Source organism: Duganella sp. GW821-FHT07G03 (assembly GCF_059418605.1).
In genome coordinates this window covers 125,255-150,143 of sequence record NZ_JBWKQE010000016.1, presented here as the reverse complement: position 1 = coordinate 150,143, position 24,889 = coordinate 125,255, and the positions used below count along the sequence as shown (strand labels likewise).

The window sequence follows — 24,889 nt, the reverse complement described above, 5'->3', positions numbered from 1 at the left end:
CGTTTTTAAGATAGAAAGTTAACAGCTTCCTCAAATGTTTACAAGAAATTTGAGGGGAAGGTTCAGGACTTGACCCCGGGTTTTTACAGTGCGCGGGCGATCAGCAGTTTCTGGATGTCGCTGGTGCCTTCGTAGATCTGGCACACGCGCACGTCGCGGTAGATGCGCTCCACCGGGAAGTCGGACACGTAGCCGTAACCGCCGTGCACCTGGATGGCGTCGGAGCACACCTTCTCCGCCATCTCGGACGCGAACAGCTTGGCCATCGCCGCTTCCTTCAGGCACGGCAAGCCCGCATCCTTCATCGAGGCCGCATGGCGGATCAGCTGGCGCGCCGCTTCGATCTGCGTCGCCATGTCCGACAAGCGGAACTGCACCGCCTGGTGCTCGAAGATCGGCTTGCCGAAGCTTTCGCGCTCGCGTGCATAGGCCAGCGCCGCTTCATACGCGGCGCGCGCCATGCCCACCGCCTGCGAGGCGATGCCGATGCGGCCGCCCTCCAGGCCGGACAAGGCGATCTTGTAGCCCTGGCCTTCTTCGCCGATCAAATTCTCCGCCGGGATGCGGCAGTTTTCGAACAGAATCTGCGCCGTGTCCGACGAGTGCTGGCCCATCTTCTGCTCCAGCCCCGCCACGATGTAGCCCGGCGCCGAGGTCGGCACCCAGAACGCGCTGATGCCCTTCTTGCCGGCCGCCTTGTCGGTGACGGCCATGACGATCGCCACGTCCGCATACTTGCCGCTGGTGATGAACTGCTTGACGCCGTTGATCACATACTCGTCGCCTTCGCGCGTGGCGGTGGTGCGCAGGGCGGCGGCGTCGCTGCCGGTGTGCGGCTCGGTCAGGCAGAAGGCGCCCAGCATCTCGCCCTGCGCCAGCGGACGCAGCCACTGCTCTTTCTGCTTGTCGTTGGCGTACATCATCGCGATGCTGCACACCGGGCAGTTGTTGACGGAGATGATGGTGGAGGTGCCGCCATCGCCCGCCGCGATCTCTTCCAATACCAGCGCGAGCGACACGTAGTCCATGCCGGCGCCACCCAAGGCCTCCGGCACCGCGACGCCGAACGCGCCCAGCGCGGCCAGCTCCTTCAACTCCTCTTTCGGGAAGTGGTGCTCCTTGTCCCAGCGGGCGGCGTTGGGCGCCAGGCGCTCCCGCGCAAACGTGCGCAGGGCGTCGCGTATCATTTCGTGTTCTTCGCTCAGTATCATATTGTCTCGTTTATCGTTATTGAATCACCAGCCGATGCTTGTGCCATCGTAGTTGCGATACACCGCCTGGTCGGACGCGGGTAGCGCCGCCAGCGTTGCGCGTATGCCTGCCGCGCTTTGTTCCACCGGGAGATCGGCGCCGCCACCTCCCATGTCCGTGCGCACCCAGCCCGGATGCAGGGCGACGCAGGTGGCGCCCTGCTTGCCGAAGCTGAGCGCCGTGTCGATCAGCACCGAATTGAGCGCAGCCTTGCTGGCCCGGTACAGCGAGCCGGTGGGATTGCCGCGCTCGCTGAGTGAACCCATCTTAGACGACAGCACTGCCAGCTTGCCGCGCGTCGCGCACACCATCGGCGCGATGATCGGCAGCAGCCGCATCGCCGCCAGCACGTTGGTGTGCATCACCGTGTCGAAGTCGGTTTGCAGCGGGAAGCCGTCGTGGCGCGGGCCGTACACGCCGGCGTTGAGGATGGCCACGTTGAGCTCCTCGCCGTCCAGCTTCCAGCCCAGCCCCGCAACCGCCTCGACGTTGGTCACGTCCAGCCCGTGGGCCTCGGCGCCCATCGCGGCCAGCGCGTCGATGTCTTCCGCCTTGCGCGCGGTGGCGATCACGCGCCAGCCGTCGGCCAGGTACTGGCGTACCAGTTCCAGGCCGATGCCGCGCGAGGCGCCGATGATCAGTGCCGTCGCCATCCGCTTACGCCAGCTCGATGGCCATGGCGGTCGCTTCGCCGCCGCCGATGCACAGCGCCGCCACGCCCTTCTTGCCGCCGGTGCGCTTCAGCGCGCCGATCAGGGTGACGATGATGCGCGCGCCGGAGGCGCCGATCGGATGGCCCAGCGCGCAGGCGCCGCCGTGGATGTTGACCTTGTCGTGCGGGATGTCGAGGTCGCGCATGGCGGCCATCGGCACGGCGGCAAACGCTTCGTTGATCTCGAACAGGTCGACGTCCTTGGTGCCCCAGCCGATTTTCTTGTACAGTTTTTCGACCGCGCCGATCGGTGCGGTGGTGAACAGGTTGGGCTCCTGCGCGAAGGTGGCGTGGCCGTGGATCTTGGCGATCACGGTCAGGCCCAGTTTCTTGGCGGTCGATTCGCGCATCATCACCAGCGCGGCGGCGCCGTCGTTGATCGACGACGACGAGGCGGCGGTGATGGTGCCGTCTTTCTTGAACGCGGCACGCAGGGTCGGGATCTTGTCGATCTTGGCCTTGAGCGGGCCTTCATCCTTGTCGATGACGGTGTCGCCGGCGCGGGTGGTCACGGTGACCGGCGCGATTTCCCACTTGAAGTAGCCTTCATTGGTGGCGACTTGCGCGCGCTTGACCGATTCGATGGCGAAGTTGTCCTGCGCTTCGCGGGTGAACTCGTATTTGGCCGAACACTCTTCGGCGAAGGTGCCCATCGAGCGGCCTTCGCCGGTTTTCTCGTTGCGCGAGTAGGCGTCTTCCAGGCCGTCGTACATCATGTGGTCGAACAGCATGCCGTGGCCGATGCGGTAGCCGCCGCGCGCCTTCGGCACCAGGTAGGGCGCGTTGGTCATCGATTCCATGCCGCCGGCGATCACCACCTCGGCGCTGCCAGCGATCAGCTGGTCGTGCGCGAAGATCGCGGCCTGCATGGCCGAGCCGCACATCTTGGACAGCGTGACGGCGCCGGTCGAGGTCGGCAGGCCGGCCTTCAACAGCGCCTGGCGCGCCGGCGCTTGGCCCTGGCCCGCCATCAGGCAGTTGCCGAAGTAGACGTGCTCGACCAGCTTGCCATCGATGCCGGAGCGTTCGACGGCGGCCTGGATCGCCACGGCGCCCAGGTCGTGCGCGACCTTGCTGGAGAAGTCGCCCTGGAAGGCGCCCATGGGGGTGCGGGCTGCACCGACGATTACGATAGGATCATTCATTTTCTAGAGTCTCCATAAATGGCGGCTGGATTGCCGCCGGTGGGGTGGTGTGTTGATTGCAAAATCGGATGTGCTGCGGATACGGGAAGACGTCTTCCACATGGCCTTCGAGGATGCGCTGCTTGCGCGCCTGCCACCAGGCTTGCGTCAGCAGGTCGCTGTGGTGCTTCATGAAATATTTTCGGATCTTGGCGTTCCCCAGCAGGAAGCGGCCGAACTGCTCGGGGAAGACGTCGTACTTGCCGATCGGGTACCACGGCTCGGAGGCCATTTCCTCTTCCTCCGTGCGGGCTTCCGGGATCACGCGGAAATTGCAGTCGGTGATGTATTCGATTTCGTCGTAATCGTAGAACACCACGCGCTGGTGGCGCGTGACGCCGAAGTTTTTGTACAGCATATCGCCGGGGAAGATGTTGGCGGCCACCAGTTCCTTGATGGCGTTGCCGTATTCGAGCACGCCGTGTTCGATCTGCACTTCGTCATTGTCGTTGTCGGCGTTGGTCAGCCACATGTTCAGCGGCACCATGCGCCGCTCGATGTACAGGTGTTTGATGACGAGTTGGTCGCCTTCCTCTTCCAGCAGCGACGGCACGAAATGCTTGAGCTCGGCGATCAGCTCTTCGCTGAAGCGGTGGCGCGGGAAGGCGACGTTGGAGTATTCCAGCGTGTCGGCCATGCGGCCGACGCGGTCGTGGTGTTTCACCAGCAGGTATTTTTCCTTGATCAGCGCGCGCGTGGTTTCCTTGGGCGCCGGGAAGAAATCCTTGATGACCTTGAACACATACGGGAACGACGGCAGCGCGAACACCAGCATCACCAGGCCGCGGATGCCGGGCGCGATGTCGAACAGGTCGGACGAATGCTTGAGGTGCTGCAGGTAGTCGCGGTAGAACAGCGTCTTGCCCTGCTTTTGCAGGCCGAGGATGGTGTAGATCTCGCTGCGCGGCTTGCGCGGCAGCAGCGTGCGCAGGAACTGCACGTAGGCCGACGGCACTTCCATGTCGACCAGGAAGTAGGCGCGCGTGAACGAGAACAGGACCGTGATCTGTTCCTGGTCGAACAGCACGGTGTCGAGTATCAGCTCGCCGTGCTTGTTGTGCAGGATGGGCACGACGAAGGGATATTCCTTGTTGCCGTTGATGCCCTTGCCGACGATGTAGGCGCCCTTGTTGCGGAAGAACAGGCTCGACAGCACGTGGATCTGGTGGTTGGGCTCGAGCTTGATGCCGCCGAACAGCGTGCGCAGCCGGCCTTCGATCTGCGCCACGTCGCGCGTCAGGTTGGCGAAGCTGGTGCTCAGCTGGAAGTTGGTGATGATGCGCTTGAGCGTGTAGTGCAGGCCGTCGGTGCCGGGGTAGTAGACGCGGTAGGTCGGCGCGATTTCCTCGGTTTCGATGTACTCGGTGGAGACCACCGGGCGCACGAAGATGAATTCGTTGTGGAAGTAGCGGCGGTGCAGGATGTTGCAGCAGACCGAGTTGAAGAAGGTCTCGGCCAGCTCGGGCTGCTTGTGGTCGGACAGCATGCCGATGTAGTGCAGCTTGAGTTCGCGCCACACTTCGTCGGTCAGTTCGGCCGGGTCGTACTCGTCTTCCAGCATCTGCACGCATTCCTGCACGCGGCGGTCGTAGAAGTCGATGCGTTCGCGCGCGGCCTGCTGCGCGGTGCGCCAGGCGCCCTGCTCGAAATGCTGCTTGGCCTGCTGGCTGGTGAGCCGGAACAAGCGGTAGTGCTTGTCGAAACCGTCGCGGATGGTGCGGGCGATGTCGAACGCGATCTGCGAGCGCAGCAGTTTGGGGAAAGCAGCCTGGATCATGGGTCAGCCCTGGTGTGCGTTAGCTGGCTATCAGCGGAATACAGCCGCCGGGCCAGCGCACGCACACGCGATGCTTACTTGGTTTCCGCGAACAGTTCGCGGCCGATCAGCATGCGGCGGATTTCGCTGGTGCCGGCGCCAATTTCATACAATTTGGCGTCGCGCCACAGGCGGCCGACCGGATACTCGTTGATGTAGCCGTTGCCGCCCAGCGTCTGGATCGCCTCGCCGGCCATCCAGGTCGCTTTTTCTGCGCTATACAAAATGGCTCCCGCTGCATCCTTGCGCAACTGGCGGACCGCTTCCGGGGTTTTGGCCCGGTCGCAGGCCTGACCGACGGCGTACACATATGCCTTGCACGCCATCATGGTCGAGTACATGTCCGCAATCTTACCCTGCATCAGCTGGAATTCGCCGATCGGCTGGCCGAATTGCTTGCGGTCGTGGATGTACGGTACCACCGCGTCCATGCAAGCCTGCATGATGCCCAGCGGGCCGCCGGACAGCACGGTGCGCTCGAAGTCCAGGCCGGACATCAGTACGTTGACGCCCTTGCCCAGGCCGCCCAGTACGTTCTCGGCCGGCACTTCGCAGTTGTCGAACACCAGTTCGCCGGTGTGCGAGCCGCGCATGCCCAGCTTGTCGAGCTTCTGGGCCACGGAGAAGCCCTTGAAGTCTTTCTCGATCAGGAAGGCGGTCATGCCTTTCGGGCCGGCTTCCAGGTCGCTCTTGGCGTAGACCACCAGCACGTCGGCGTCGGGGCCGTTGGTGATCCACATCTTGGTGCCGTTGAGCACCCAGCGGTCGCCCTTGAAGTCGGCGCGCAGCTTCATGCTGACCACGTCGGAACCGGCGTTCGGCTCGGACATCGCCAAGGCGCCGACGTGTTCGCCGGAGATCAGCTTCGGCAGGTATTTTTGTTTTTGCTCTTCGGTGCCGTTGCGCTTGATCTGGTTGACGCACAGATTCGAGTGGGCGCCGTAGGACAGGCCGACCGAGGCCGAGGCGCGCGAGATTTCCTCCATCGCGACGATGTGGGCCAGGTAGCCCATGTTGGCGCCGCCGTATTCTTCGCCGACGGTGATGCCGAGCACGCCCAGATCGCCCATCTTGCGCCACAGGTCCATCGGGAACTGGTCGCTGCGGTCGATTTCAGCGGCGCGCGGCGCGATTTCGGCGGCGGCGAACTGTTGCACGGCTTCGCGCAGGGCGGCGATGTCTTCGCCGTGGTCAAAGGTCAGGCCTGGGAGATGGAGCATGTCGTCCTCATTCTTGTGTTTTGATGGAAGCGTCAATAATACGCCGGTGTGACGTTAACGTAAACGTAAAGCAGCGGTGACGGTGGGCCGTCACGCAATATTGTTATTTTTGTTAGATGGTGGCCGGCCGGGGTTCGCCGATGGCGGCCAGCAGGCGCTTGCATTCGTCCTCGTGGGCGGTGATTTCGGCCAGTGACATTTCGATGTCCTCGCGCTGCTGTTCCAGCGTTTCGCGGTGCTGCGCCAACACGCCCAGGAAGCGGTTCATCTGGGCGCTGGTGTCCTTCGGCGATTCATACATGTCGACCAGGCTCTTGATCTCCGACAGCGACAGCCCCAGGCGCTTGCCGCGCAGGGTCAGCTTGAGGCGGGTGCGGTCGCGCGGCGTGTAGACGCGGTTGCGGCCGCCCGCGCCTTCGCGGGACGGGCTCAGCAGGCCCTGGTCTTCGTAAAAGCGGATGGCGCGCGCCGTGATGTCGAATTCACGGGCCAGTTCGGTGATGGTGTAAGTGTTGGGCATCTCTGGGTTTGCGGTAAAGTCGTACAATTTCCGTTTACGTCAACGTCAAGCACATTGTAGCGCGCCTGACTTCCTGAAAGAAGAAAAATGAACCCGCTCGAACTGCAACTGGACTACCCGCTGGGCGACACCATCCCGGCCACCGGCGCCGTGCACCAGATCGTCCCCGGCCTGCGCTGGCTGCGCATGCCGCTGCCGTTTGCGCTGGATCATATCAACCTGTGGCTGCTGCGCGACGGCGAGGGCTGGAGCGTGGTCGACAGCGGGGTGGCCGGCGACGCCACCCGCGCCGCCTGGGAGGCCATCTTCGAAAATGGCCTGGACGGCTTGCCGATCCGGCGCGTGTTCGCCACCCATTGCCATCCCGACCACATCGGCCTGGCCGACTGGCTGTGCCGCCGCTGGGACGCGCCGCTGTGGACCACCACCGGCGAATACGCCTTCGCGCGCATGATGTCGGCCGCGCTGCCGGGCGTGGACGGTTCGGCGGCGCTGCCGCATTTCCAGCGCCACGGCCTGCGCGCGCCGGACATGCTGGAAAAGATGGCTAGCCGGAAAAACTACTACCCGACCCTGGTACCGTCGGTGCCGGCCGCCTACACCCGCATCCAGGATGGACAGTTGGTTGCGATTGGCGACCATCGCTGGCGGGTGATTACCGGCTTCGGCCATGCCCCCGAGCATGCTTCGCTGTATTGCGAGGCACTGAACGTGCTGATCGCCGGCGATATGGTGCTGCCGCGCATCTCCACCAATGTGTCGGTTTTCGCGGTGGAACCGGAGGCCAACTCACTGACGCTGTATCTTGACTCATTGAGCAAGTTTGTTGACTTGCCGAACGATGTATTGGTATTGCCCTCGCACGGCAAACCGTTCCGGGGGGTGCATACCCGCATCGACCAGTTGCGCCAACACCACGCCGAGCGGCTGGCCGAGGTGGTCGACGCCTGCCGCGATTGGCAGTCGGCGGCCGACATCGTGCCGATGATGTTCAAACGGCCGCTAGACGCCCACCAGCTTAGCTTTGCGCTGGGCGAGGCGCTGGCCCATTTGCACAAATTGTGGCACGACGGTATCGTGCGCCGTGAAACAGGGGTGGACGGCATCATACGTTTCCGCCTCGCGTAGCGTTGAAAGTGTGGCCGTAAACTAGTAGCGGTGTTATTGTAATAACTTCACTATTTCCACTGTAAACGGCTCCGAGGCTTCGGTCCGTTTGGTAGTAGGAAACCGAATAAAGTTCGGCGCGGGTTCCAGCCCGTGCTTGCACTTACAGAGGATAAAGTGTTAATTATAAAATCCCATCACGTCACAATCAGATCTTAAAAACAAGAGACTGACTTTCATGACGCAACGTGAAATAGTGCAATTATGAATTCTTCTAATGAACGCGAAAGCTTTAGCCAGCGCTTGCAACAGGCTCTCAAAAACGCCCACTACTCCCCCGACAGCCCGACTCGATTGGCGCGGGAATTCAATATTCGCTTCGATGGCCGGCCCATCACCGTCCACGCCGCCCGTAAATGGCTGGTAGGCGAGGCGATTCCGACCCAGGAAAAGCTGCGCATGATCGCCCAGTGGCTGGGCGTGCCGGCCGAATGGCTGCGCTTTGGCGGCGCCGAAGCGGACGCGCCGACTGGCGAAGGCGGCAACGGCCTGTCGCGTTTCGAGTCGGCTGACGTCAAGCTGATCGCGGATTTGCAACGCCTGGACGAGCATCACCGCCAGATCGCACGCGAATTTATTCGCATGTTGGTACGGGTTAATCACCAAAAGTAGTCATTTTAAGTACTACTACGGAGTTATTTTGACCGTTTGTGGCTGAGTTCCAAAGTGTTTCCGTGTGAAACTAGTTTCACGGTTTAGCCGGTTTTTGTTCGGATAGGGCGTCCCTTAGGGGGCGCTTTTTTTATTTTCGGGGGCTTTACGAATTGTCATAGTTTCGACACGGATTTGAGGCACAATAGGTAATCAGCTATCGCTGAGCCGCAGCATTTACTTCGGGAGCCAAGCTTTTGAGCCGTCTTATGAAAAGTAACTACAGCAACGTCGCGCAGCTAAAAGATTTGATGACCGTCCCCCCAATGACCGCCGCCCAGCACGCGGAAGTAATGCGCAAGCGCATTGCCCACCGCCGCATGGTCGAGGAAGCACGGGATCTGAAGAAGGCCAGCGGATCGCAGTTCGATAAACGCTAGGCTGGGGTAGCAGGCGCAGTACTTAGTTGGACTCGCTGGTCGGCTTCATGCCGTTCCAGCGCGGGGCCAGCGTGTGCTCAATGCCGAACAAGTCGATGACCCGGGCGACCGTGTGGTCGACCATCTCCGCAATGCTTTGCGGCTTGTGATAAAAGCTGGGCAGCGGCGGGAAAATGATCCCGCCCATTTCCGTCACCGCCGTCATATTGCGCAAGTGCGCCAGGTTGAACGGCGTTTCCCTCACCATCAGCACCAGCCGGCGGCGCTCCTTGAGCACCACGTCGGCCGCGCGCGCGATCAGGTTGTCCGACAGGCCATGCGCCACCGACGCCAGCGTCTTCATCGAGCATGGCGCGACGATCATCCCATCCGACTGGAAAGAACCGCTGGCGATCGAGGCGCCGACATCGCGCACCTTGTGCACCACGTGGGCCAGCGCTTCGACTTCGCGCCGCTGCAAGCCGGTTTCCTGGTGCAGCGTGAGGACCGCGGCATCCGAGACGATCAGGTGCGTCTCTATAGGGCGGCTCTCCGACCTGCGCACTTCTTCTAACTGTTGCAGCAGACGCACGCCATACACCGCGCCGGTGGCGCCGGTGATGGCGATAATAATCCGCCGCGGACGATCAGGCATCCAGCAAGGCCTTCAGTTCGCCGGACTCGAACATCTCGTTCATGATGTCCGAACCGCCGATGAACTCGCCCTTGACGTAGAGCTGAGGAATGGTAGGCCAGTTCGAGTAGTCCTTGATGCCCTGGCGGATTTCAGGATCTTCCAGCACGTTCACGGTGGCGATGTTCTCAACGCCGCAAGCTTTCAGGATCTGGATGGCGCGGCCGGAAAAGCCGCATTGCGGGAACTGGGCGGTGCCCTTCATGAAGAGCACCACAGGGGTGCTGGTCACGGTTTCTTTGATCCAGGTTTGTACGTCGCTCATAGCTGCCTCAGTGAAAAGATGTAAATAGATGCCGTCATTTTATAAGAAAACGCCGGCACCGGTATTTTTACTGCCGGAAGGTCAGCCGCGCAGCTTGGCGAAGGCGGCTGCCATGCTGCCGCCGACCGGTTCGGACTTGGCTGCCTGCTTCTGGTGCTGGCCCATGCTCTTGCGGTCGTTGCGATCGCCGCGCTGCTGCGGCTGCGAGCCCGCTTGCGGCGCGCTGTCGCTCAGGCGCATGGTCAGGGCGATGCGCTTGCGCTTCTCGTCCACCTCCAGCACCTTGACCTTGACCACCTGGCCAGCCTTGACCACCGTGTGCGGATCCTTGACGAAGGTGTTCGACAAGGCCGAGATGTGCACCAGGCCGTCCTGGTGCACGCCGATGTCGACAAACGCGCCGAACGCGGCCACGTTGGTGACCACGCCTTCCAGGATCATGTCCGGACGCAGGTCGCGGATCTCTTCCACGCCGTCCTTGAAGGTGGCGGTGGTGAACTCGGGACGCGGATCGCGGCCCGGCTTCTCCAGCTCCTTCAGGATGTCTGAGATGGTCGGCACGCCGAACTTGTCGTCGGCGTACTTGGCCGGATTGAGCGTCTTGATCAGCGCGGTCTCGCCGATGACGGCCTTGATGTCCTTCTTGATGTCGCTCAGGATTTTTTCCACCAGCGGATACGATTCCGGGTGCACCGCCGAGGCGTCCAGCGGGTTTTCGCCGCCCATCACGCGCAGGAAGCCGGCCGCCTGTTCAAAGGTCTTGTCGCCCAGGCGCGGCACCGCTTTCAGCCCCGCGCGCGAGGTGAACGCGCCCTTGATGTCGCGGTAGGAAACGATGGCCTGCGCCACCGAAGCCGACAGGCCGGACACGCGCGCCAGCAGCGGCGCCGAGGCGGTGTTCACATCGACGCCGACCGCGTTCACGCAATCCTCGACCACCGCGTCCAGCGAGCGGGCCAGCTGGGTCTGCGAGACGTCGTGCTGGTACTGGCCGACGCCGATCGACTTCGGATCGATCTTGACCAGCTCGGCCAGCGGATCCTGCAAGCGGCGGGCGATCGACACCGCGCCGCGCAGCGACACATCCATGTCCGGCAGCTCGCGCGAGGCGAACTCCGACGCCGAGTACACCGACGCGCCCGCCTCCGAGACGACGATCTTGGTCATTTTCTGCTCGGGGAATTGCTTGATCAAGTCCTGCGCCAGCTTGTCGGTTTCGCGCGAGGCGGTGCCGTTGCCGATCGAAATCAAGGACACATTGTGCTTGGCGGCCAGCTTGCCCAGGGTGTGCAGCGAGCCGTCCCAGTCGTTTTTCGGCTGGTGCGGGTAGATCACGGCGGTATCGACCACCTTGCCGGTGGCGTCCACCACCGCCACCTTGACGCCGGTGCGCAGGCCGGGGTCCAGGCCCATGGTGGCGCGCTGGCCGGCCGGCGCGGCCAGCAGCAGCGCCTTCAGGTTGGTGGCGAAGACGTTGATCGCGTCCAGTTCGGAACGCTCGCGCAGCGCGCCCATCAGTTCGGTTTCCAGGTGCATGAAGCTTTTCACGCGCCAGGTCCAGCGGGCGGTGTCGCCCAGCCATTTGTCGGCCGGACGGCCCTGGTTCTTGATGCCGAAACGGGCGGCGATGCGGCCTTCGCACGGATTGTGCGGCGCGTCCCACTTCGGTTTTTCGGCCTCGGTGTCCAGCCGCAGCGTGACATCGAGGATGCCTTCGCGGCGGCCGCGCAACAGCGCCAGCGCGCGGTGCGACGGCACGGTGACTATGGTTTCGGAATAGTCGAAGTAATCGGCGAATTTTTCGCCTTCGTCTTGCTTACCTTCAATAACCTTGGATTCAACAATGCCATGATCCAATACGTATTCGCGCAAGGATTGCAGCAACGTTGCATCTTCGGCAAAGCGTTCCATCAGGATCTGGCGGGCGCCGTCCAGCGCGGCCTTGATGTCGACCACGCCGGGATTGTTGCCCTCGGCGGTGGTGAAGGCTTCGCGCAGGTATTTGTTGGCTTCCATCTCCGGGTTCAGTTCCGGGTTGTCCAGCAGGCCGTCGGCCAGCGGCGCCAGGCCCGCTTCGATGGCGATCTGCGCCTTGGTGCGGCGTTTTTGCTTGTATGGCAGATATAAGTCTTCCAGACGGGTCTTGTCTTCTGCGTGCATGACAGCATCTAATAGTTCCGGCGTCATCTTATTCTGCTCGGTGATCGATGCCACAATCGCGGCGCGGCGGTCTTCCAGCTCGCGCAGGTAGCGCAGGCGTTCCTCGAGCAGGCGCAGTTGAATGTCGTCCAGGCCGCCGGTGGCTTCCTTCCGGTAGCGGGCGATGAAGGGCACCGTGGCGCCTTCGTCCAGCAGGGCGATGGCGGCGGCAACCTGTACCGGTTTGCAAGTCAGTTCCAGGGCAAGACGTTGTTCGATTGAAGGCAACATGTGGGCGATTCCTAAGCAGTCAAGCCCGGAATCATACGCAATCGGCGCGAATGTGCCAGTCTTGACAGTCCAAAAGGACTGTGCACGGCTTTGGAACACGCAGGTAACACGTTTACATGCGGGTTTTATGAAGAATCCGCAAACACGAACGCGTGTATGGCGGATAATATCGCCTGTTGCCGTTTTTGAACCATCTTTGACCAACAATGCGACCTATGGATTTTACCCGCGACGACGCCACCGACGATGTTCCCGCCAAGCCAGCTGCTCCGGCCGCCCCAACATCTCCCGCTCGCCCTGCGCCGCCCGCGAATCAATTGTCGTACGCCGTAGCCACCTGGCTGCAGCGTGTGGATGCGGCAGCGCATCCCAAAGCCAAACTGAACGCGCCGCCGGCCGATACCGATCCGAAGCAACAAACCCAATACAAGCTGATCTACGTGATGGCGCCCACCAGCGGCGGCCGCCATGTGGCGCTGTGCCTGTACAAGGCGCGCCTGCGCTCGAACGGCGACGTCGCCGCGGCCAGCCCGGTGAGCGAAGTGTTTTCGCTGCTGTCGGCGCCGCCGAGCTTCCTCGCGGCCGGCGACGAGGACTTGATCCGTTTCTTCGTTGCCATGCGCAGCGGACAGAATTCCCAGACCGGCTCCGCCACCGAGCCGCGCGGCAAGATCGGCGCGGCCCTGCTCAACATGTTGGCCGAACAGGATAAGTTGCTTTGGGCAAATTCCTGGGCCGACGTCGGCAATGGCCTGGTCTACCCGCTCAGGGGCGGCGTGATGCGCGAGGCCAACCTGGCCTGGCGTGAAGAGGGCAAGGGCCTGCGCCTCGGCTGGCAGGTGCAGGCGGCGCCGAACGCCAAGCATGTCGGCGCCGACCAGGTCGACTACATGCTGCCGACCGATCCGCCGTGGTATATCGACAATCTTTCCTGTGGCGTGCTGCAACTGAACCAGGGCGGCGCCTCGATCCCGCTGGCCGACCTGCAGGCGCTGGTGGCGCAAGCCCCGCTGCTGACCAATAACGACAAGATGCGCGTGTCGCAGCTGCTGCTGGCCCATGGCCTGCAACAGCTGATGCCGCTGCCGCAACCGCTGCCGCAGCGCGTGCGCGACGACGTCAAGCCGCGTCCGGTGCTGACGCTGGACGCCGCCATGCTGGCCGACGGCTCGCTGCAACGCTGGCACGACTTTGCCGTGCTGTCCTTCGACTACGACGGCGAGCGCGTGTCTTTCGACCCGTCGCAACGCGTGGTGCGCCAGAAGGGCGAAGTGACCGAAATCATCCAGCGCGACAACGTCGCCGAAGAGCTGGCCCTGTCGCTGCTGACCGAACGCCATTTCCTGCCGCCCGCCGCGCTGCCGCTGAGCAGCGTCAAGGGCGGCCTGCTGTTGCCCACCCAGGCCGAATGGCTGCGCTTCGCCCGCGATGGCATCGCGGCGCTAAAGCAAGCCGGCTGGAAAGTGGAGAAAACCGTCAAATATCGCTATGACGTCAGCGACGTCGGCGACTGGTATGCCGACGTGGTGGAAGACCCGGCCGACGGCGGCCGCGCCTGGTTCGAGCTGGAACTGGGCATCATGGTCGACCAGGACCGCGTGCCCTTGCTGCCGGTGCTGGTGCAGATGATACGCAGCGCGCCGAACGACTTCAATCCGAAAACCATCGCGCTGCACGGCGACGAAGACCAGATGCTGGCCACCTTGCCGGACGGCAGCCGCGTCGCCCTGCCGTGGGGGCGCGTCAAGCCCATCCTGACCACGCTGGGCGAGCTGTACTTCAGCGACAAGATCAAGACCTCGCTGCGCATGGCCACGCTGGACGCGGCGCGCCTGGACGACCTGTCCCGCAACGTCGAGCTGAACTGGACCGGCGGCGCCGAGCTGCGCGAAATGGGCGCGCGCCTGAACCAGTTCGGCGCCGTCAAGCGTATCGCCACCCCGGCCGGCCTGCAAGCGACGCTGCGCGACTACCAGAGCGACGGTCTGTCGTGGATGCAGTTCCTGCGCGAATACGGTTTCGCCGGCATCCTGGCCGACGATATGGGCCTGGGCAAGACCGTGCAAACGCTGGCGCACATCCTGGTGGAAAAAGAGGCCGGCCGCCTGACCGCGCCGGCGCTGGTGATCGCGCCGACCAGCCTGATGGGCAACTGGCAGGAAGAGGCGGCGCGTTTCGCCCCCGGCCTGCGCGTGCTGCTGTTGCAAGGCAAGGACCGCATGGTCCAGTTCGACCAGATCGAGGAAGCCGACCTGGTGCTGACCACCTACGCGCTGCTGCCGCGCGACGAGGAAAAACTGCGCGAGCATGATTTCCATCTGGTCATCCTGGACGAATCGCACTACATCAAGAACACCCGCAGCAAGGCCGCGCAGAGCGCCGGTCTGCTGCGCGCGCGCCACCGGCTGTGCCTGTCCGGCACGCCGCTGGAAAACCACCTGGGCGAGCTGTGGTCGCAATTCCACTTCCTGCTGCCGGGCCTGCTTGGCGACGAGAAGGGTTTCAACACCGTGTTCCGTCATCCGATCGAGCGCCAGGACGATCCGCTGCGGCGCGCGCTGCTGAACCGCCGCATCAAGCCTTTCCTGCTGCGCCGGACCAAGGACAACGTCGCCAAGGAATTGCCGCCGAAGACGGAGATGGTGCGCAAGGTCGAGCTGACCGGCGCCCAGCGCGACCTGTACGAGACGGTGCGCCTGGCGATGGACCAGAAGGTGCGCGATGAAATCGACCGCAAGGGCGTGGCGCGCAGCCAGATCGTCATCCTGGAGGCGCTGCTCAAGCTGCGCCAGGTGTGCTGCGATCCGCGCCTGGTTAAGTCGCTGCCGTCGAAGAAGCAGACGGCCGGCTCGGCCAAGCTGATCGACCTGATGCAGATGGTCGAGGATTTGCTGGAAGAGAACCGCAAGATCCTGGTGTTCTCGCAGTTCACCAGCATGCTCGAGCTGATCGAGGAGGAACTGGAAGCGCGCGACATCCCGTATGCCTTGCTGACCGGCGAAACCAAGGACCGCAGCGCGCAAGTGGCGGCCTTCCAGCAGGGCGCGGTGCCGATCTTCCTGATCAGCCTGAAAGCTGGCGGCGTCGGCCTGAACCTGACGGCGGCCGACACCGTGATCCACTACGATCCGTGGTGGAACCCGGCGGCGGAAAACCAGGCCACCGACCGCGCCTGGCGCATCGGCCAGGACAAGCCGGTGTTCGTCTACAAGCTGATCGCCAAGGGCACGCTGGAGGAAAAAATCCAGGTGCTGCAGCAGAAGAAATCCGATCTGGCGCAATCCATCCTGGCCGAAGGCGAGTCGCAGAAAATGGCGCTCACCCAGGAAGACTTGCAGCAGATCTTCGCCCCGCTGGCGGAATAAGTGGCGACCGTCGCCGAACTGCAAGCGGCGTTGCGCCAGTCGCAGGCCGAGGCCGAGCGCTATCGCCTGCTGCTCCAGCACAGCGACGAGGTCAGCTGGATGGCCGACTGCGCCAGCCTGCAACTATCCTGGCTCAGTCCGGCCGCCGAGCGCCAGTTCGGCTACACGCTGGACTCGGCGCAGGCGCTGGCGGCCGGCCTGTTGCGGCAGTTGCCCGCCAGGCTGGAGCGCCACGCCGGCGGCGACCAGAGCCGCGTGCGCCTGCTGCGTGAGACCGAATTGCCCCATGCGGACGGCCGCCTGCTGCCGGTGGAAATCGAATCGACGTTGATCCTCGACGGGCGCGGCGTCGCCGTCAGCGTGGTCGGCGTGGTGCGCGACCTGAGCGCGCGCCGCGAGCTGGCCGCGCAGCAGAAAAAGTTCGCCTCCATGCTGTCGCACGAATTCCGCACGCCGCTGTCGACCATCGATGGCGCCGTGCAGCGCCTGGAAATGACCGGCGCCCACCACGACGAAGGCACGCGCAAGCGCTACCGCAAGATCCAGACCGCGGTCGACCGCATGCTGGCGATGCTGGACGAGTACCTGTCGCCCGAGCGCATGGCCAGCATCGGCCGCGAACGCCAACCGAACGAAATCTGCCCCGCCGCGCTGCTGGAAGCGGTGGCCGAGCAGGCGCGCAGCCGCCGTCCCGCCGTGAGCGTGCGGACCGAATCGCTGCCGCAATGGATGCGTTGCGACCCCGCCGGTGTGCGTTTATGCCTGGAAATTTTGCTCGACAATGCAATTAAGTACACAACTATCAATACTCCGATAGAATTGATAGGCAAAATGGCAAGCGAAGGGGGCGTCGAGTTCCTGGTGCGCGATCACGGAGCCGGTCTGCCGGCGGCGGAATTGGCGCATGTGTTCGACAAATCCTTCCGCGGCAGCAACGCCGCCGGCATCGCCGGATCGGGGTTGGGCCTGTATATGGCGCGCGCGGTGGTGGATGCACACGGTGGGACGTTGACGGCAACAAATGTTTCTGAAAGCGGCACCGAATTTCGGATTTGGCTGCCCATAGCGGCCAGCGCCGGGAAAAGCCTTGCGCGGGCGGGTGGCAGCAGTGATAATTCCTTGAGCGCAAGCTGAAATAGCAAGGCAGGACTGAGCACTGTTGCTCAATAATCGATCGAATGGCGCATCAATGACGCAAATACTCATCGTGGAAGACAATCTGGACTATGCCGAAGAAATGGCAGAGTTTTTGACTGAGCTTGAACACGAAGTGCACATCACTAACAACGCCAGCGAAATGTGGTCGGCCCTCAGCCAGGGCAATGTCGGCGTGGTGGTGCTCGATCTGGGCCTGCCGGACGAAGACGGTTTCAATGTGATACCCCGGATGCGCCAGCTGTATCCGCAAATCGGCCTGCTGGTGCTGACCGGCCGGGTCGCGTTCGACAACCGCATCCTCGGTCTGCGCCTGGGCGCCGACCACTACCTGACCAAGCCGATCAAATTCCCGGAGCTGGCCGCCCACATCGAGGCGCTGGATCGCCGCGTCGGCCCGCAGGAAACCATTCCGGCGCCCAGCAAGTGGACCCTCAAAGTCAGCGCCCGCCAGCTGGAACTGCAAGGCATGGCGATCACCCTGACCGAAAAAGAATGCAATTTCCTGCATCTGCTGACGATTAACACCCGTCCCGTGCCGCGCCAGGTCATCGTGGCCGGCATCGGCGGCGACGATCCGGACGCCGGACGCCGGGTCGACATGCTGGTGTATCGTTTACGCAAAAAAGCCCGCACCGGCCTGGGCCAGGACCTGCCGCTGCGCAGCGCCTATGGCGAAGGCTACAGCCTGTCCGCCAGCTTCAACTTGTCTTGATTCAATCCCGATAGTAATTTTGTTATGTGGAAATGTGAGAGTTTCCTAAGCGCAGCTTTGACGTAGCATGAATTTTCCACCTACAACTGTTGGGGAGAATTGCAATGCGTTACAGCGATTGGAAGATTGGGATACGCCTGGCCGGCGGCTTTGGCCTGGTGATGTTGTTGGTCGTCGGCATGGCCATGGCCGGCATGTGGCGCTTGCAGGCGGTGGGCGACCTGACCGAACAAATGGTCGGCAGCGCCAGCGTCAAGGAGCGCCTGACCGCCGAATGGCATAACCAGATCAGCATCAGCGGCGTCAGCGTACTGGCCTTTGCCCGCAATACCGAAACCGCCGAATCGCCGGCGCTCTCCGAAAAAGCCGCCGCCACCCGCGCGCGCGTCAACGCCATCCAGAAGCAACTCGAACCCCTGCTCGTCAGCAATGAGGAAAAAGCCTTGCTGGAGACGGTCGCCTCGGTGCGCAAGGCTTATGCGGCCAGCCGCGACGTGTTGTTCAAGCTCAAGAAGAGCGGCGACATCGCCGGCGCCCGCGCGCTGGCCGACAGCAAGCTGGAACAGCAATTCAATGCCTATCTGGACAGCGTGCAGAAAATCGGCGACTACGAGGCCGGCGTCGGCCGCGCGCTGGGGGAAGACGTGCAGACGCAATACCATTCCGGCCAGCGCTTCCTGCTGGGGCTGACGGCCGGCGCGCTGGTGCTGGGCGCCTGGTTCGCCTACATCATCGGCGTCTCGATCACCGGCCCCATCCACAAGGCGGTGCGGGTGGCGCAGACCGTCGCCGCCGGCGACCTGAGCAGCAAGATCGACGTGCGCAGCAAGGACGAGACCGGCATGCTGCTGCAGGCGCTGAAGGACATGAACGCCAGCCTGGTCAATATCGTCGGCCAGGTCCGCAGCGGCACCGACACCATCGCCACCGCCTCCGGCCAGATCGCCAGCGGCAACCTCGATCTGTCGGCCCGCACCGAACAGCAGGCCAGCTCGCTGCAACAGACGGCCTCGTCGATGGAGGAACTGACCGCCACCGTCAAGCAGAACGGCAACAACTCGCGCCAGGCGCATACCTTGGCGCTGTCGGCCTCGGAAGTGGCGGTCAAGGGCGGCAGCGTGGTCGACGAAGTGGTCGACACCATGAGCGAGATCAGCGCTTCCGCGCATAAAATCGTCGATATCATCGCGGTGATCGACGGCATCGCCTTCCAGACCAATATTCTGGCCTTGAACGCGGCGGTGGAAGCGGCCCGCGCCGGCGAGCAGGGCCGCGGCTTCGCCGTGGTGGCGACCGAGGTGCGCAACCTGGCCCAGCGCAGCGCCAGCGCCGCCCAGGAAATCAAGGCCCTGATCGGCGATTCGGTCAACAAGGTGGAAAGCGGCGCGCGCCTGGTGGCCCAGGCCGGCAGCACAATGCGGGAAATCGTCGTCAACGTGCGGCGGGTGACCGATATCATCGGCGAAATCACCGCCGCCAGCGCCGAACAGACCAATGGCATCGAGCAGATCAACCGCGCCATCGCGCAGATGGACCAGGTGACGCAGCAGAACGCCGCGCTGGTTGAAGAAGCGGCCGCCGCCTCCGCCGCCCTGCAGGACCAGAGCGGCGCGCTGGCCCGCGTGGTCAGCGTGTTCCAGCTTTCCGGCAACATGAGCAAAAAGAGGGACAGAGTCAGGCCAGTTTTGCTGGGTGCTTGAATAATCGGGGACAGAGTGGTGTAGAATGGCCGTATTCGATACATTTTGCTCAAATTTATGGCACGTCTACCCCGTTTGATCGTCCCCGGCCAGCCGCATCACGTCATCCAGACCGGTAATAACAACCAGGTTATCTTCCAGGACACGGAAGATTATCAAACCTTCCTGGGCTGGCTGCGCACCGCCGCCAAGAACTACAAAGTGGCGGTGCACGCCTATGTTTTGATGCCGAACCACCTGCATTTGCTGGTCACGCCGGCCGATGCGGATGGCCTGGGGCAGATGATGCAGTGGATAGGCCGCTACTACGTGCCCTATTTCAATCAAAAATATGGCCGCAGCGGTACTTTGTGGAATGGACGCTACAAAACCTCGCTTATCGACGCAGAGCAATACTTCATGTCGTGCAGCCGATATATCGAGTTCAATCCGGTGCGCAACGGCATGGTGGGGCGGGCCGAGGATTATCCGTGGTCCAGCTATCCGCACCACGCCGGGCTGCGCTCGGACGGCCTGATCGTCGACCATCCGAAGTTCTGGGAGCTGGGCAACACGCCGTTCCAGCGCGAGGCGGCCTATATCGCGCTGGCCGAGCCGACGCTGAGCGAGGACGAGGTGGCCAGCATCAGCCAGGCGCTGCTCAAGGGCTGGCCGCTGGGCAGCGAGCAATTCAAGACGGCGTTACAGCACAAGGTCAAGCGCCAGGTATTGCCGGCCAAGCGCGGCAGACCGTTCAAAATCAAGCCGGAAGCGGCCTGAACAGCATATCAAAACCGCAGGAATCGCCAGTTCCTGCGGTTTTTTTAAACCCCGCATCACTCTGTCCCTAATTAAAATTTTCAGCAACTTGTGGAAAATTAATCTGACTCCGACCCTAATTGTTATTGTTGAAGTTTACGCTGCATTGCACTACTCTAGCTTTTCGTTAGTCAAAATTGCAGTGGAGAGCCCCCCATGAAAGCCCAAGGTCTGTACGATCCGTCCAATGAACACGATGCCTGCGGCGTCGGTTTCGTCGCCCACATCAAGGGCAACAAGAGCCACTCCATCGTGGAACAGGGTCTGTTGATCCTGAAAAACCTCGATCACCGGGGCGCCGTCGGCGCCGATGCGCTGATGGGCGATGGCGCCGGCATCCTGATCCAGATCCCGGACCAGTACTACCGCGACGAGATGGCCAAGCAAGGCGTGGAACTGCCGCCGCCAGGCGAATACGGCGTCGGCATGGTGTTCCTGCCTAAGGAAAACGCTTCCCGCATCGCTTGCGAGCAGGAAATCGAGCGCGCCGTGCGCCTCGAAGGCCAGGTCGTGCTGGGCTGGCGCAATGTGCCGGTCGATTGCGACATGCCGATGTCCCCTACCGTGCGCGCCAAAGAACCGGTGATCCGCCAGATCTTCATCGGCCGCGGCGCCGACATCATGGTGACCGACGCGCTGGAACGCAAGCTGTACGTGATCCGCAAGTCGTCCGGCCACGCCATCCAGGCCTTGAAACTGATCCACGGCAAAGAATTCTTTGTGGCCTCGCTGTCGGCCCGTACCATCGTCTACAAGGGCCTGCTGCTGGCGGACCAGGTCGGCGTGTACTATAAAGACCTGCAAGACGCGCGTTGCATTTCCGCGCTGGCGCTGGTGCACCAGCGTTTCTCGACCAACACCTTCCCGGAATGGCCGCTGGCCCACCCGTACCGCCTGATCGCCCACAACGGCGAGATCAACACCGTCAAAGGCAACTTCAACTGGATGCGCGCCCGTGAAGGCGTGATGAAGTCCGCCGTGCTGGGCGACGACCTGCAGAAACTGTTCCCGCTGATCTATGAAGGCCAGTCGGACACCGCCTGCTTCGACAACGCGCTGGAACTGCTGTTGATGGCAGGCTATCCGATCGCCCAGGCGATGATGATGATGATTCCGGAAGCCTGGGAAAATCACGGCACGATGGACGACAATCGCCGCGCGTTCTACGAATATCACGCAGCCATGATGGAACCATGGGACGGCCCGGCCGCCATGGCCTTCACCGACGGCCGCTACATCGGCGGCACCTTGGACCGCAATGGCCTGCGCCCGGCCCGCTACATCGTCACCGACGACGACCTGGTGGTGATGGCCTCGGAATCGGGCGTGCTGCCGATTCCTGAATCGAAAATCATCCAGAAATGGCGTCTGCAACCAGGCAAGATGTTCCTGATCGACCTGGAAGCCGGCCGCATCATCGACGATAAAGAGCTGAAAGACACCTACGCCAACGCCAAGCCCTACAAGGCATGGATCAACGCGGTGCGCATCAAGCTCAACGAAATCAAGCTCAGCGAAAGCCAGCTGGCGCACAACCGCGCCAAGGATGTCGCACCGGCCCAGGGCGAAAAAGCCACGCCGTCGCTGCTGGACCGCCAACAAGCCTTCGGCTACACCCAGGAAGACTTGAAATTCCTGATGGCGCCGATGGCCGCCGCCGGCGAAGAAGCGACCGGCTCGATGGGCAACGACTCGCCGCTGGCCGTCATGTCCAACAAGCTCAAGCCGCTGTACAACTACTTCAAGCAGCTGTTCGCGCAAGTGACCAACCCGCCGATCGACCCGATCCGCGAAGCGATGGTGATGTCGCTGGTGTCCTTCATCGGCCCCAAGCCTAACCTGCTGGACACCAACAACGTCAATCCGCCGATGCGCCTGGAAGTCTCGCAGCCGGTGCTGGGCTTCGACGACATGGCCCGCCTGCGCGGCATCAGCGCGCATACCGGCGGCAAGTTCAAGTCATATGAGCTCAACATCTGCTATCCGCTGGCATGGGGCAAGGACGGCGTGGAAGCCTGCCTGGCCTCGCTGTGCGCCGAAGCGGTCGATGCGGTCAAGTCCGGCCACAACATCCTGATCGTGTCGGACCGTTCGGTGAGCCCTGAGCGCGTGGCGATTCCTGCGCTGCTGGCCACCTCGACCGTGCACCAGCACCTGGTCAGCAAGGGCCTGCGCGCCTCCACCGGCCTGGTCGTCGAGACCGGCTCGGCCCGCGAGACCCACCACTTCGCGCTGCTGGCAGGCTACGGCGCCGAAGCGATCCACCCTTACCTGGCGATGGAAACGCTGGTCGAGATGGCGCTCGGCATGCCGGGCGACATGACCGGCGAGAAGGCGGTCTACAACTACACCAAGGCCATCGGCAAGGGCCTGATGAAGGTCATGTCCAAGATGGGCATTTCGACCTATATGTCCTACTGCGGCGCGCAGATCTTCGAAGCGGTCGGCTTGAACAAGTCGCTGGTCGACAAGTACTTCAAGGGCACGGCCTCCAACGTCGAAGGCATCGGCGTGTTTGAAGTGGCGGAAGAAGCGCTGCGCCTGCACAACCTGGCCTTCGGCAACGATCCAGTGCTGGAAAACCACCTGGACGCCGGCGGCGAGTACGCCTACCGCGTGCGCGGCGAAGACCACCTGTGGACCCCGGATGCGATCGCCAAGTTGCAGCATTCGACCCGCAGCAACAACTTCTCCAGCTATAAGGAGTACGCCCAGCTGATCAACGACCAGACCAAACGCCACCTGACCTTGCGCGGCCTGTTCGAGTTCAAGCTCGATCCGAGCAAGGCGATCCCGCTGGACGAAGTCGAGCCGGCCAAGGAAATCGTCAAACGCTTCGCGACCGGCGCGATGTCGATGGGCTCGATCTCGACCGAAGCCCACGCCACGCTGGCGGTGGCGATGAACCGCATCGGCGGCAAGTCCAACACCGGCGAAGGCGGCGAAGATCCATCGCGCTACACGATGGAACTGAAGGGCATCAAGATCAAGCAGGGCGAGACCATGGCGTCGGTCATGGGCAAAGAGCAGATGGTGGTCGATATTGCCTTGCAGGAAGGCGATTCGCTGCGCTCGCGCATCAAGCAGGTGGCGTCCGGCCGTTTCGGCGTGACCGCGGCCTACCTGAACTCGGCCGACCAGATCCAGATCAAGATGGCGCAGGGCGCCAAGCCTGGCGAAGGCGGCCAGCTGCCAGGCCATAAAGTATCCGAATACATTGCTACGCTGCGCTTCTCGGTGCCGGGCGTGGGTCTGATCTCGCCGCCGCCGCACCACGATATTTATTCGATCGAAGATCTGGCCCAGCTGATCCACGACTTGAAGAACGCCAATCCGCGCGCTTCGATCTCGGTCAAGCTGGTGTCGGAAGTCGGTATCGGCACCGTGGCCGCCGGCGTGACCAAGGCCAAGGCCGATCACGTGGTGGTCGCCGGCCATGACGGCGGCACCGGCGCTTCGCCGCTGTCGTCGGTCAAGCACGCCGGCACACCGTGGGAACTGGGTCTGGCGGAAACGCAGCAGACCCTGGTGCTGAACGGCCTGCGCAGCCGTATTCGGGTGCAAGCCGATGGCCAGATGCGCACCGGCCGCGACGTCGTCATCGCCGCCATGCTGGGCGCCGACGAAATCGGCTTCGCCACCGCGCCGCTGGTGGTCGAGGGCTGCATCATGATGCGCAAATGCCACCTGAACACTTGCCCGGTCGGCGTCGCCACGCAGGATCCTGTGCTGCGCGCCAAGTTCTCCGGCAAGCCCGAGTATGTCGTCAACTACTTCTTCTTCGTCGCCGAAGAAGCCCGTCAGCTGATGGCGCAACTGGGCATCCGCACCTATGACGAGCTGATCGGCCGCGTCGACCTGCTGGACAAATCCAAGGCGATCACGCACTGGAAAGCCAAGGGCCTGGACTTCAGCAACATCTTCTACTCGCCGGAAGTGCCGAGCGGCGATTCCATCTATCACACGAAGGAACAGGACCACTGCCTGGACAAGGCCCTCGATCACAAGCTGATCGCGCAAGCCAAGGCCGCGCTGGAAAAAGGCGAACGCGTGTCGTTCATCTCGCCGGTGCGCAACGTCAACCGCACCGTCGGCACCATGCTGTCGGGCGAAGTGGCCAAGCGCTACGGCCACGCCGGCCTGCCGGACGACACCATCCACATCCAGCTGCAAGGTACGGCTGGCCAGTCGGCCTGCGCCTTCCTGGCGCACGGCATCACCATCGACCTGGTCGGCGAAGGCAACGATTACGTCGGCAAGGGCTTGTCGGGCGGCCGCATCATCGTGCGTCCGAACACCGAGTTCCGCGGCTGGGCGGTGAACAACATCATCATCGGCAACACCGTGCTGTACGGCGCGATTGCCGGCGAAGCCTTCTTCAACGGCGTGGCCGGCGAGCGTTTCGCCGTGCGTAACTCGGGCGCCACCGCCATCGTCGAAGGCACCGGCGACCACGGTTGCGAATACATGACCGGCGGCACCGTGGTGGTGCTGGGCGCCACCGGCCGCAACTTCGCGGCGGGCATGTCGGGCGGTATCGCCTACGTGTACGACCCGGACGGCGATTTCGAAGCGCGCTGCAACACCTCGATGGTGACGCTGGAGCCGGTGCTGACCGTCAAGGAGCAGGAAGCCCAAAGCGAAACCTGGCACGTGCAGCACAAGGACCACGGCCGCGAAGCGGACGAAGTGATCCTGAAGCGCCTGATCGAGCGCCACTTCAAGCACACCGGCAGCACCCGTGCCCGCCTGTTGCTGGACAACTGGGCCGAAGGCCGCGGCAAATTCGTCAAGGTCTTCCCGAGCGAATACAAGCGCGCCCTGGCCGAAATGGCCGAGGATGTGGCGAACGAAGCCGCATCCGCCCAGCCGATCGCAGCCTGATGC

General features: G+C 62.9%; 18 protein-coding genes. 9 read left to right on the top strand and 9 right to left on the bottom strand.

The annotated features are described in order from the left end of the window. Positions 1-83: 83 nt before the first annotated feature. The 6 genes from AC07OK_RS20235 to AC07OK_RS20210 all read right to left on the bottom strand — a co-directional run bounded on the left by AC07OK_RS20235 (position 84) and on the right by AC07OK_RS20210 (position 6,703). Positions 84-1,211 carry an acyl-CoA dehydrogenase family protein gene (locus tag AC07OK_RS20235; protein ID WP_494691970.1) on the bottom strand — a complete coding sequence of 376 codons (1,128 nt, stop codon included), beginning with the start codon at positions 1,209-1,211 and terminating at the stop codon, positions 84-86. Between the two features lie 24 nt (positions 1,212-1,235). Beyond that, positions 1,236-1,904: an SDR family oxidoreductase gene (locus tag AC07OK_RS20230; RefSeq protein ID WP_494691969.1), complete on the bottom strand. Its 669-nt coding sequence runs from the start codon at positions 1,902-1,904 to the stop codon at positions 1,236-1,238. 4 nt (positions 1,905-1,908) lie between these two features. Further along, positions 1,909-3,108, bottom strand: a complete 1,200-nt coding sequence (locus tag AC07OK_RS20225; RefSeq protein ID WP_494691968.1) for an acetyl-CoA C-acyltransferase — start codon at positions 3,106-3,108, stop codon at positions 1,909-1,911. Continuing rightward, positions 3,101-4,924 carry a bifunctional isocitrate dehydrogenase kinase/phosphatase gene (gene aceK, locus AC07OK_RS20220; protein WP_494691967.1) on the bottom strand — a complete coding sequence of 608 codons (1,824 nt, stop codon included), beginning with the start codon at positions 4,922-4,924 and terminating at the stop codon, positions 3,101-3,103. The genes AC07OK_RS20225 and aceK overlap by 8 nt, the downstream gene beginning before the upstream one ends. A gap of 74 nt (positions 4,925-4,998) precedes the next feature. Next, positions 4,999-6,183: an isovaleryl-CoA dehydrogenase gene (locus AC07OK_RS20215; protein ID WP_116991384.1), complete on the bottom strand. Its 1,185-nt coding sequence runs from the start codon at positions 6,181-6,183 to the stop codon at positions 4,999-5,001. Positions 6,184-6,295: 112 nt separating this feature from the next. After that, on the bottom strand, positions 6,296-6,703 hold the full coding sequence (locus AC07OK_RS20210; RefSeq protein ID WP_116991385.1) for a MerR family transcriptional regulator: 408 nt from the start codon (positions 6,701-6,703) through the stop codon (positions 6,296-6,298). Positions 6,704-6,790: 87 nt separating this feature from the next. Here AC07OK_RS20210 and AC07OK_RS20205 point away from each other — a divergent pair, with 87 nt between their 5' ends. The 3 genes from AC07OK_RS20205 to AC07OK_RS20195 all read left to right on the top strand — a co-directional run bounded on the left by AC07OK_RS20205 (position 6,791) and on the right by AC07OK_RS20195 (position 8,901). Further along, positions 6,791-7,831: an MBL fold metallo-hydrolase gene (locus tag AC07OK_RS20205; protein ID WP_494691966.1), complete on the top strand. Its 1,041-nt coding sequence runs from the start codon at positions 6,791-6,793 to the stop codon at positions 7,829-7,831. A gap of 243 nt (positions 7,832-8,074) precedes the next feature. Then, entirely contained in the window at positions 8,075-8,482 is a 408-nt protein-coding gene (locus tag AC07OK_RS20200) for a hypothetical protein (protein WP_494691965.1), read from the top strand. 290 nt (positions 8,483-8,772) lie between these two features. Then, positions 8,773-8,901: a hypothetical protein gene (locus AC07OK_RS20195; protein ID WP_256367502.1), complete on the top strand. Its 129-nt coding sequence runs from the start codon at positions 8,773-8,775 to the stop codon at positions 8,899-8,901. A 22-nt stretch (positions 8,902-8,923) separates the two neighbouring features. Here the strand turns inward: AC07OK_RS20195 and AC07OK_RS20190 are convergent, their stop codons facing one another. The 3 genes from AC07OK_RS20190 to AC07OK_RS20180 form a co-directional block, all read right to left on the bottom strand. Beyond that, positions 8,924-9,535 carry a UbiX family flavin prenyltransferase gene (locus tag AC07OK_RS20190; protein ID WP_494691964.1) on the bottom strand — a complete coding sequence of 204 codons (612 nt, stop codon included), beginning with the start codon at positions 9,533-9,535 and terminating at the stop codon, positions 8,924-8,926. After that, the gene (gene grxD, locus AC07OK_RS20185) at positions 9,528-9,839 is read right to left on the bottom strand and encodes a Grx4 family monothiol glutaredoxin (protein WP_492923359.1); all 312 of its coding nucleotides are present in this window, start codon (positions 9,837-9,839) and stop codon (positions 9,528-9,530) included. Before grxD ends, AC07OK_RS20190 begins: the two co-directional genes overlap by 8 nt. 81 nt (positions 9,840-9,920) lie before the next feature. Next, entirely contained in the window at positions 9,921-12,269 is a 2,349-nt protein-coding gene (locus tag AC07OK_RS20180; RefSeq protein WP_494691963.1) for a Tex family protein, read from the bottom strand. A 215-nt stretch (positions 12,270-12,484) separates the two neighbouring features. Between AC07OK_RS20180 and AC07OK_RS20175 the strand changes: the two genes are divergently transcribed. The 6 genes from AC07OK_RS20175 to AC07OK_RS20150 all read left to right on the top strand — a co-directional run bounded on the left by AC07OK_RS20175 (position 12,485) and on the right by AC07OK_RS20150 (position 24,886). Further along, positions 12,485-15,634: a DEAD/DEAH box helicase gene (locus AC07OK_RS20175; RefSeq protein ID WP_494691962.1), complete on the top strand. Its 3,150-nt coding sequence runs from the start codon at positions 12,485-12,487 to the stop codon at positions 15,632-15,634. After that, on the top strand, positions 15,635-16,768 hold the full coding sequence (locus AC07OK_RS20170) for a PAS domain-containing sensor histidine kinase (RefSeq protein ID WP_494691961.1): 1,134 nt from the start codon (positions 15,635-15,637) through the stop codon (positions 16,766-16,768). A gap of 55 nt (positions 16,769-16,823) precedes the next feature. Further along, a complete protein-coding gene (locus AC07OK_RS20165; RefSeq protein ID WP_116991391.1) occupies positions 16,824-17,504 on the top strand; it encodes a response regulator transcription factor in 681 nt (226 codons plus the stop codon). Between the two features lie 104 nt (positions 17,505-17,608). Next, positions 17,609-19,204, top strand: a complete 1,596-nt coding sequence (locus tag AC07OK_RS20160) for a methyl-accepting chemotaxis protein (protein WP_494691960.1) — start codon at positions 17,609-17,611, stop codon at positions 19,202-19,204. Positions 19,205-19,261: 57 nt separating this feature from the next. Beyond that, a complete protein-coding gene (locus AC07OK_RS20155) occupies positions 19,262-19,963 on the top strand; it encodes an REP-associated tyrosine transposase (RefSeq protein WP_494691959.1) in 702 nt (233 codons plus the stop codon). A gap of 195 nt (positions 19,964-20,158) precedes the next feature. Then, entirely contained in the window at positions 20,159-24,886 is a 4,728-nt protein-coding gene (locus tag AC07OK_RS20150; protein WP_494691958.1) for a glutamate synthase-related protein, read from the top strand. The last annotated feature ends 3 nt before the right edge of the window (positions 24,887-24,889 follow it).

Bases quoted from the DNA above. Each gene is read 5' to 3' on its own strand.
- AC07OK_RS20150 (WP_494691958.1), top strand. From the start codon at position 20,159: ATGAAAGCCCAAGGTCTGTACGATCCGTCCAATGAACACGATGCCTGC.
- AC07OK_RS20225 (WP_494691968.1), bottom strand. From the start codon at position 3,108: ATGAATGATCCTATCGTAATCGTCGGTGCAGCCCGCACCCCCATGGGC.
- AC07OK_RS20215 (WP_116991384.1), bottom strand. From the start codon at position 6,183: ATGCTCCATCTCCCAGGCCTGACCTTTGACCACGGCGAAGACATCGCC.
- AC07OK_RS20200 (WP_494691965.1), top strand. From the start codon at position 8,075: ATGAATTCTTCTAATGAACGCGAAAGCTTTAGCCAGCGCTTGCAACAG.
- AC07OK_RS20175 (WP_494691962.1), top strand. From the start codon at position 12,485: ATGGATTTTACCCGCGACGACGCCACCGACGATGTTCCCGCCAAGCCA.
- AC07OK_RS20230 (WP_494691969.1), bottom strand. From the start codon at position 1,904: ATGGCGACGGCACTGATCATCGGCGCCTCGCGCGGCATCGGCCTGGAA.
- AC07OK_RS20160 (WP_494691960.1), top strand. From the start codon at position 17,609: ATGCGTTACAGCGATTGGAAGATTGGGATACGCCTGGCCGGCGGCTTT.
- AC07OK_RS20180 (WP_494691963.1), bottom strand. From the start codon at position 12,269: ATGTTGCCTTCAATCGAACAACGTCTTGCCCTGGAACTGACTTGCAAA.
- AC07OK_RS20155 (WP_494691959.1), top strand. From the start codon at position 19,262: ATGGCACGTCTACCCCGTTTGATCGTCCCCGGCCAGCCGCATCACGTC.
- AC07OK_RS20165 (WP_116991391.1), top strand. From the start codon at position 16,824: ATGACGCAAATACTCATCGTGGAAGACAATCTGGACTATGCCGAAGAA.
- aceK (WP_494691967.1), bottom strand. From the start codon at position 4,924: ATGATCCAGGCTGCTTTCCCCAAACTGCTGCGCTCGCAGATCGCGTTC.
- AC07OK_RS20195 (WP_256367502.1), top strand. From the start codon at position 8,773: ATGACCGTCCCCCCAATGACCGCCGCCCAGCACGCGGAAGTAATGCGC.
- grxD (WP_492923359.1), bottom strand. From the start codon at position 9,839: ATGAGCGACGTACAAACCTGGATCAAAGAAACCGTGACCAGCACCCCT.
- AC07OK_RS20210 (WP_116991385.1), bottom strand. From the start codon at position 6,703: ATGCCCAACACTTACACCATCACCGAACTGGCCCGTGAATTCGACATC.
- AC07OK_RS20205 (WP_494691966.1), top strand. From the start codon at position 6,791: ATGAACCCGCTCGAACTGCAACTGGACTACCCGCTGGGCGACACCATC.
- AC07OK_RS20235 (WP_494691970.1), bottom strand. From the start codon at position 1,211: ATGATACTGAGCGAAGAACACGAAATGATACGCGACGCCCTGCGCACG.
- AC07OK_RS20190 (WP_494691964.1), bottom strand. From the start codon at position 9,535: ATGCCTGATCGTCCGCGGCGGATTATTATCGCCATCACCGGCGCCACC.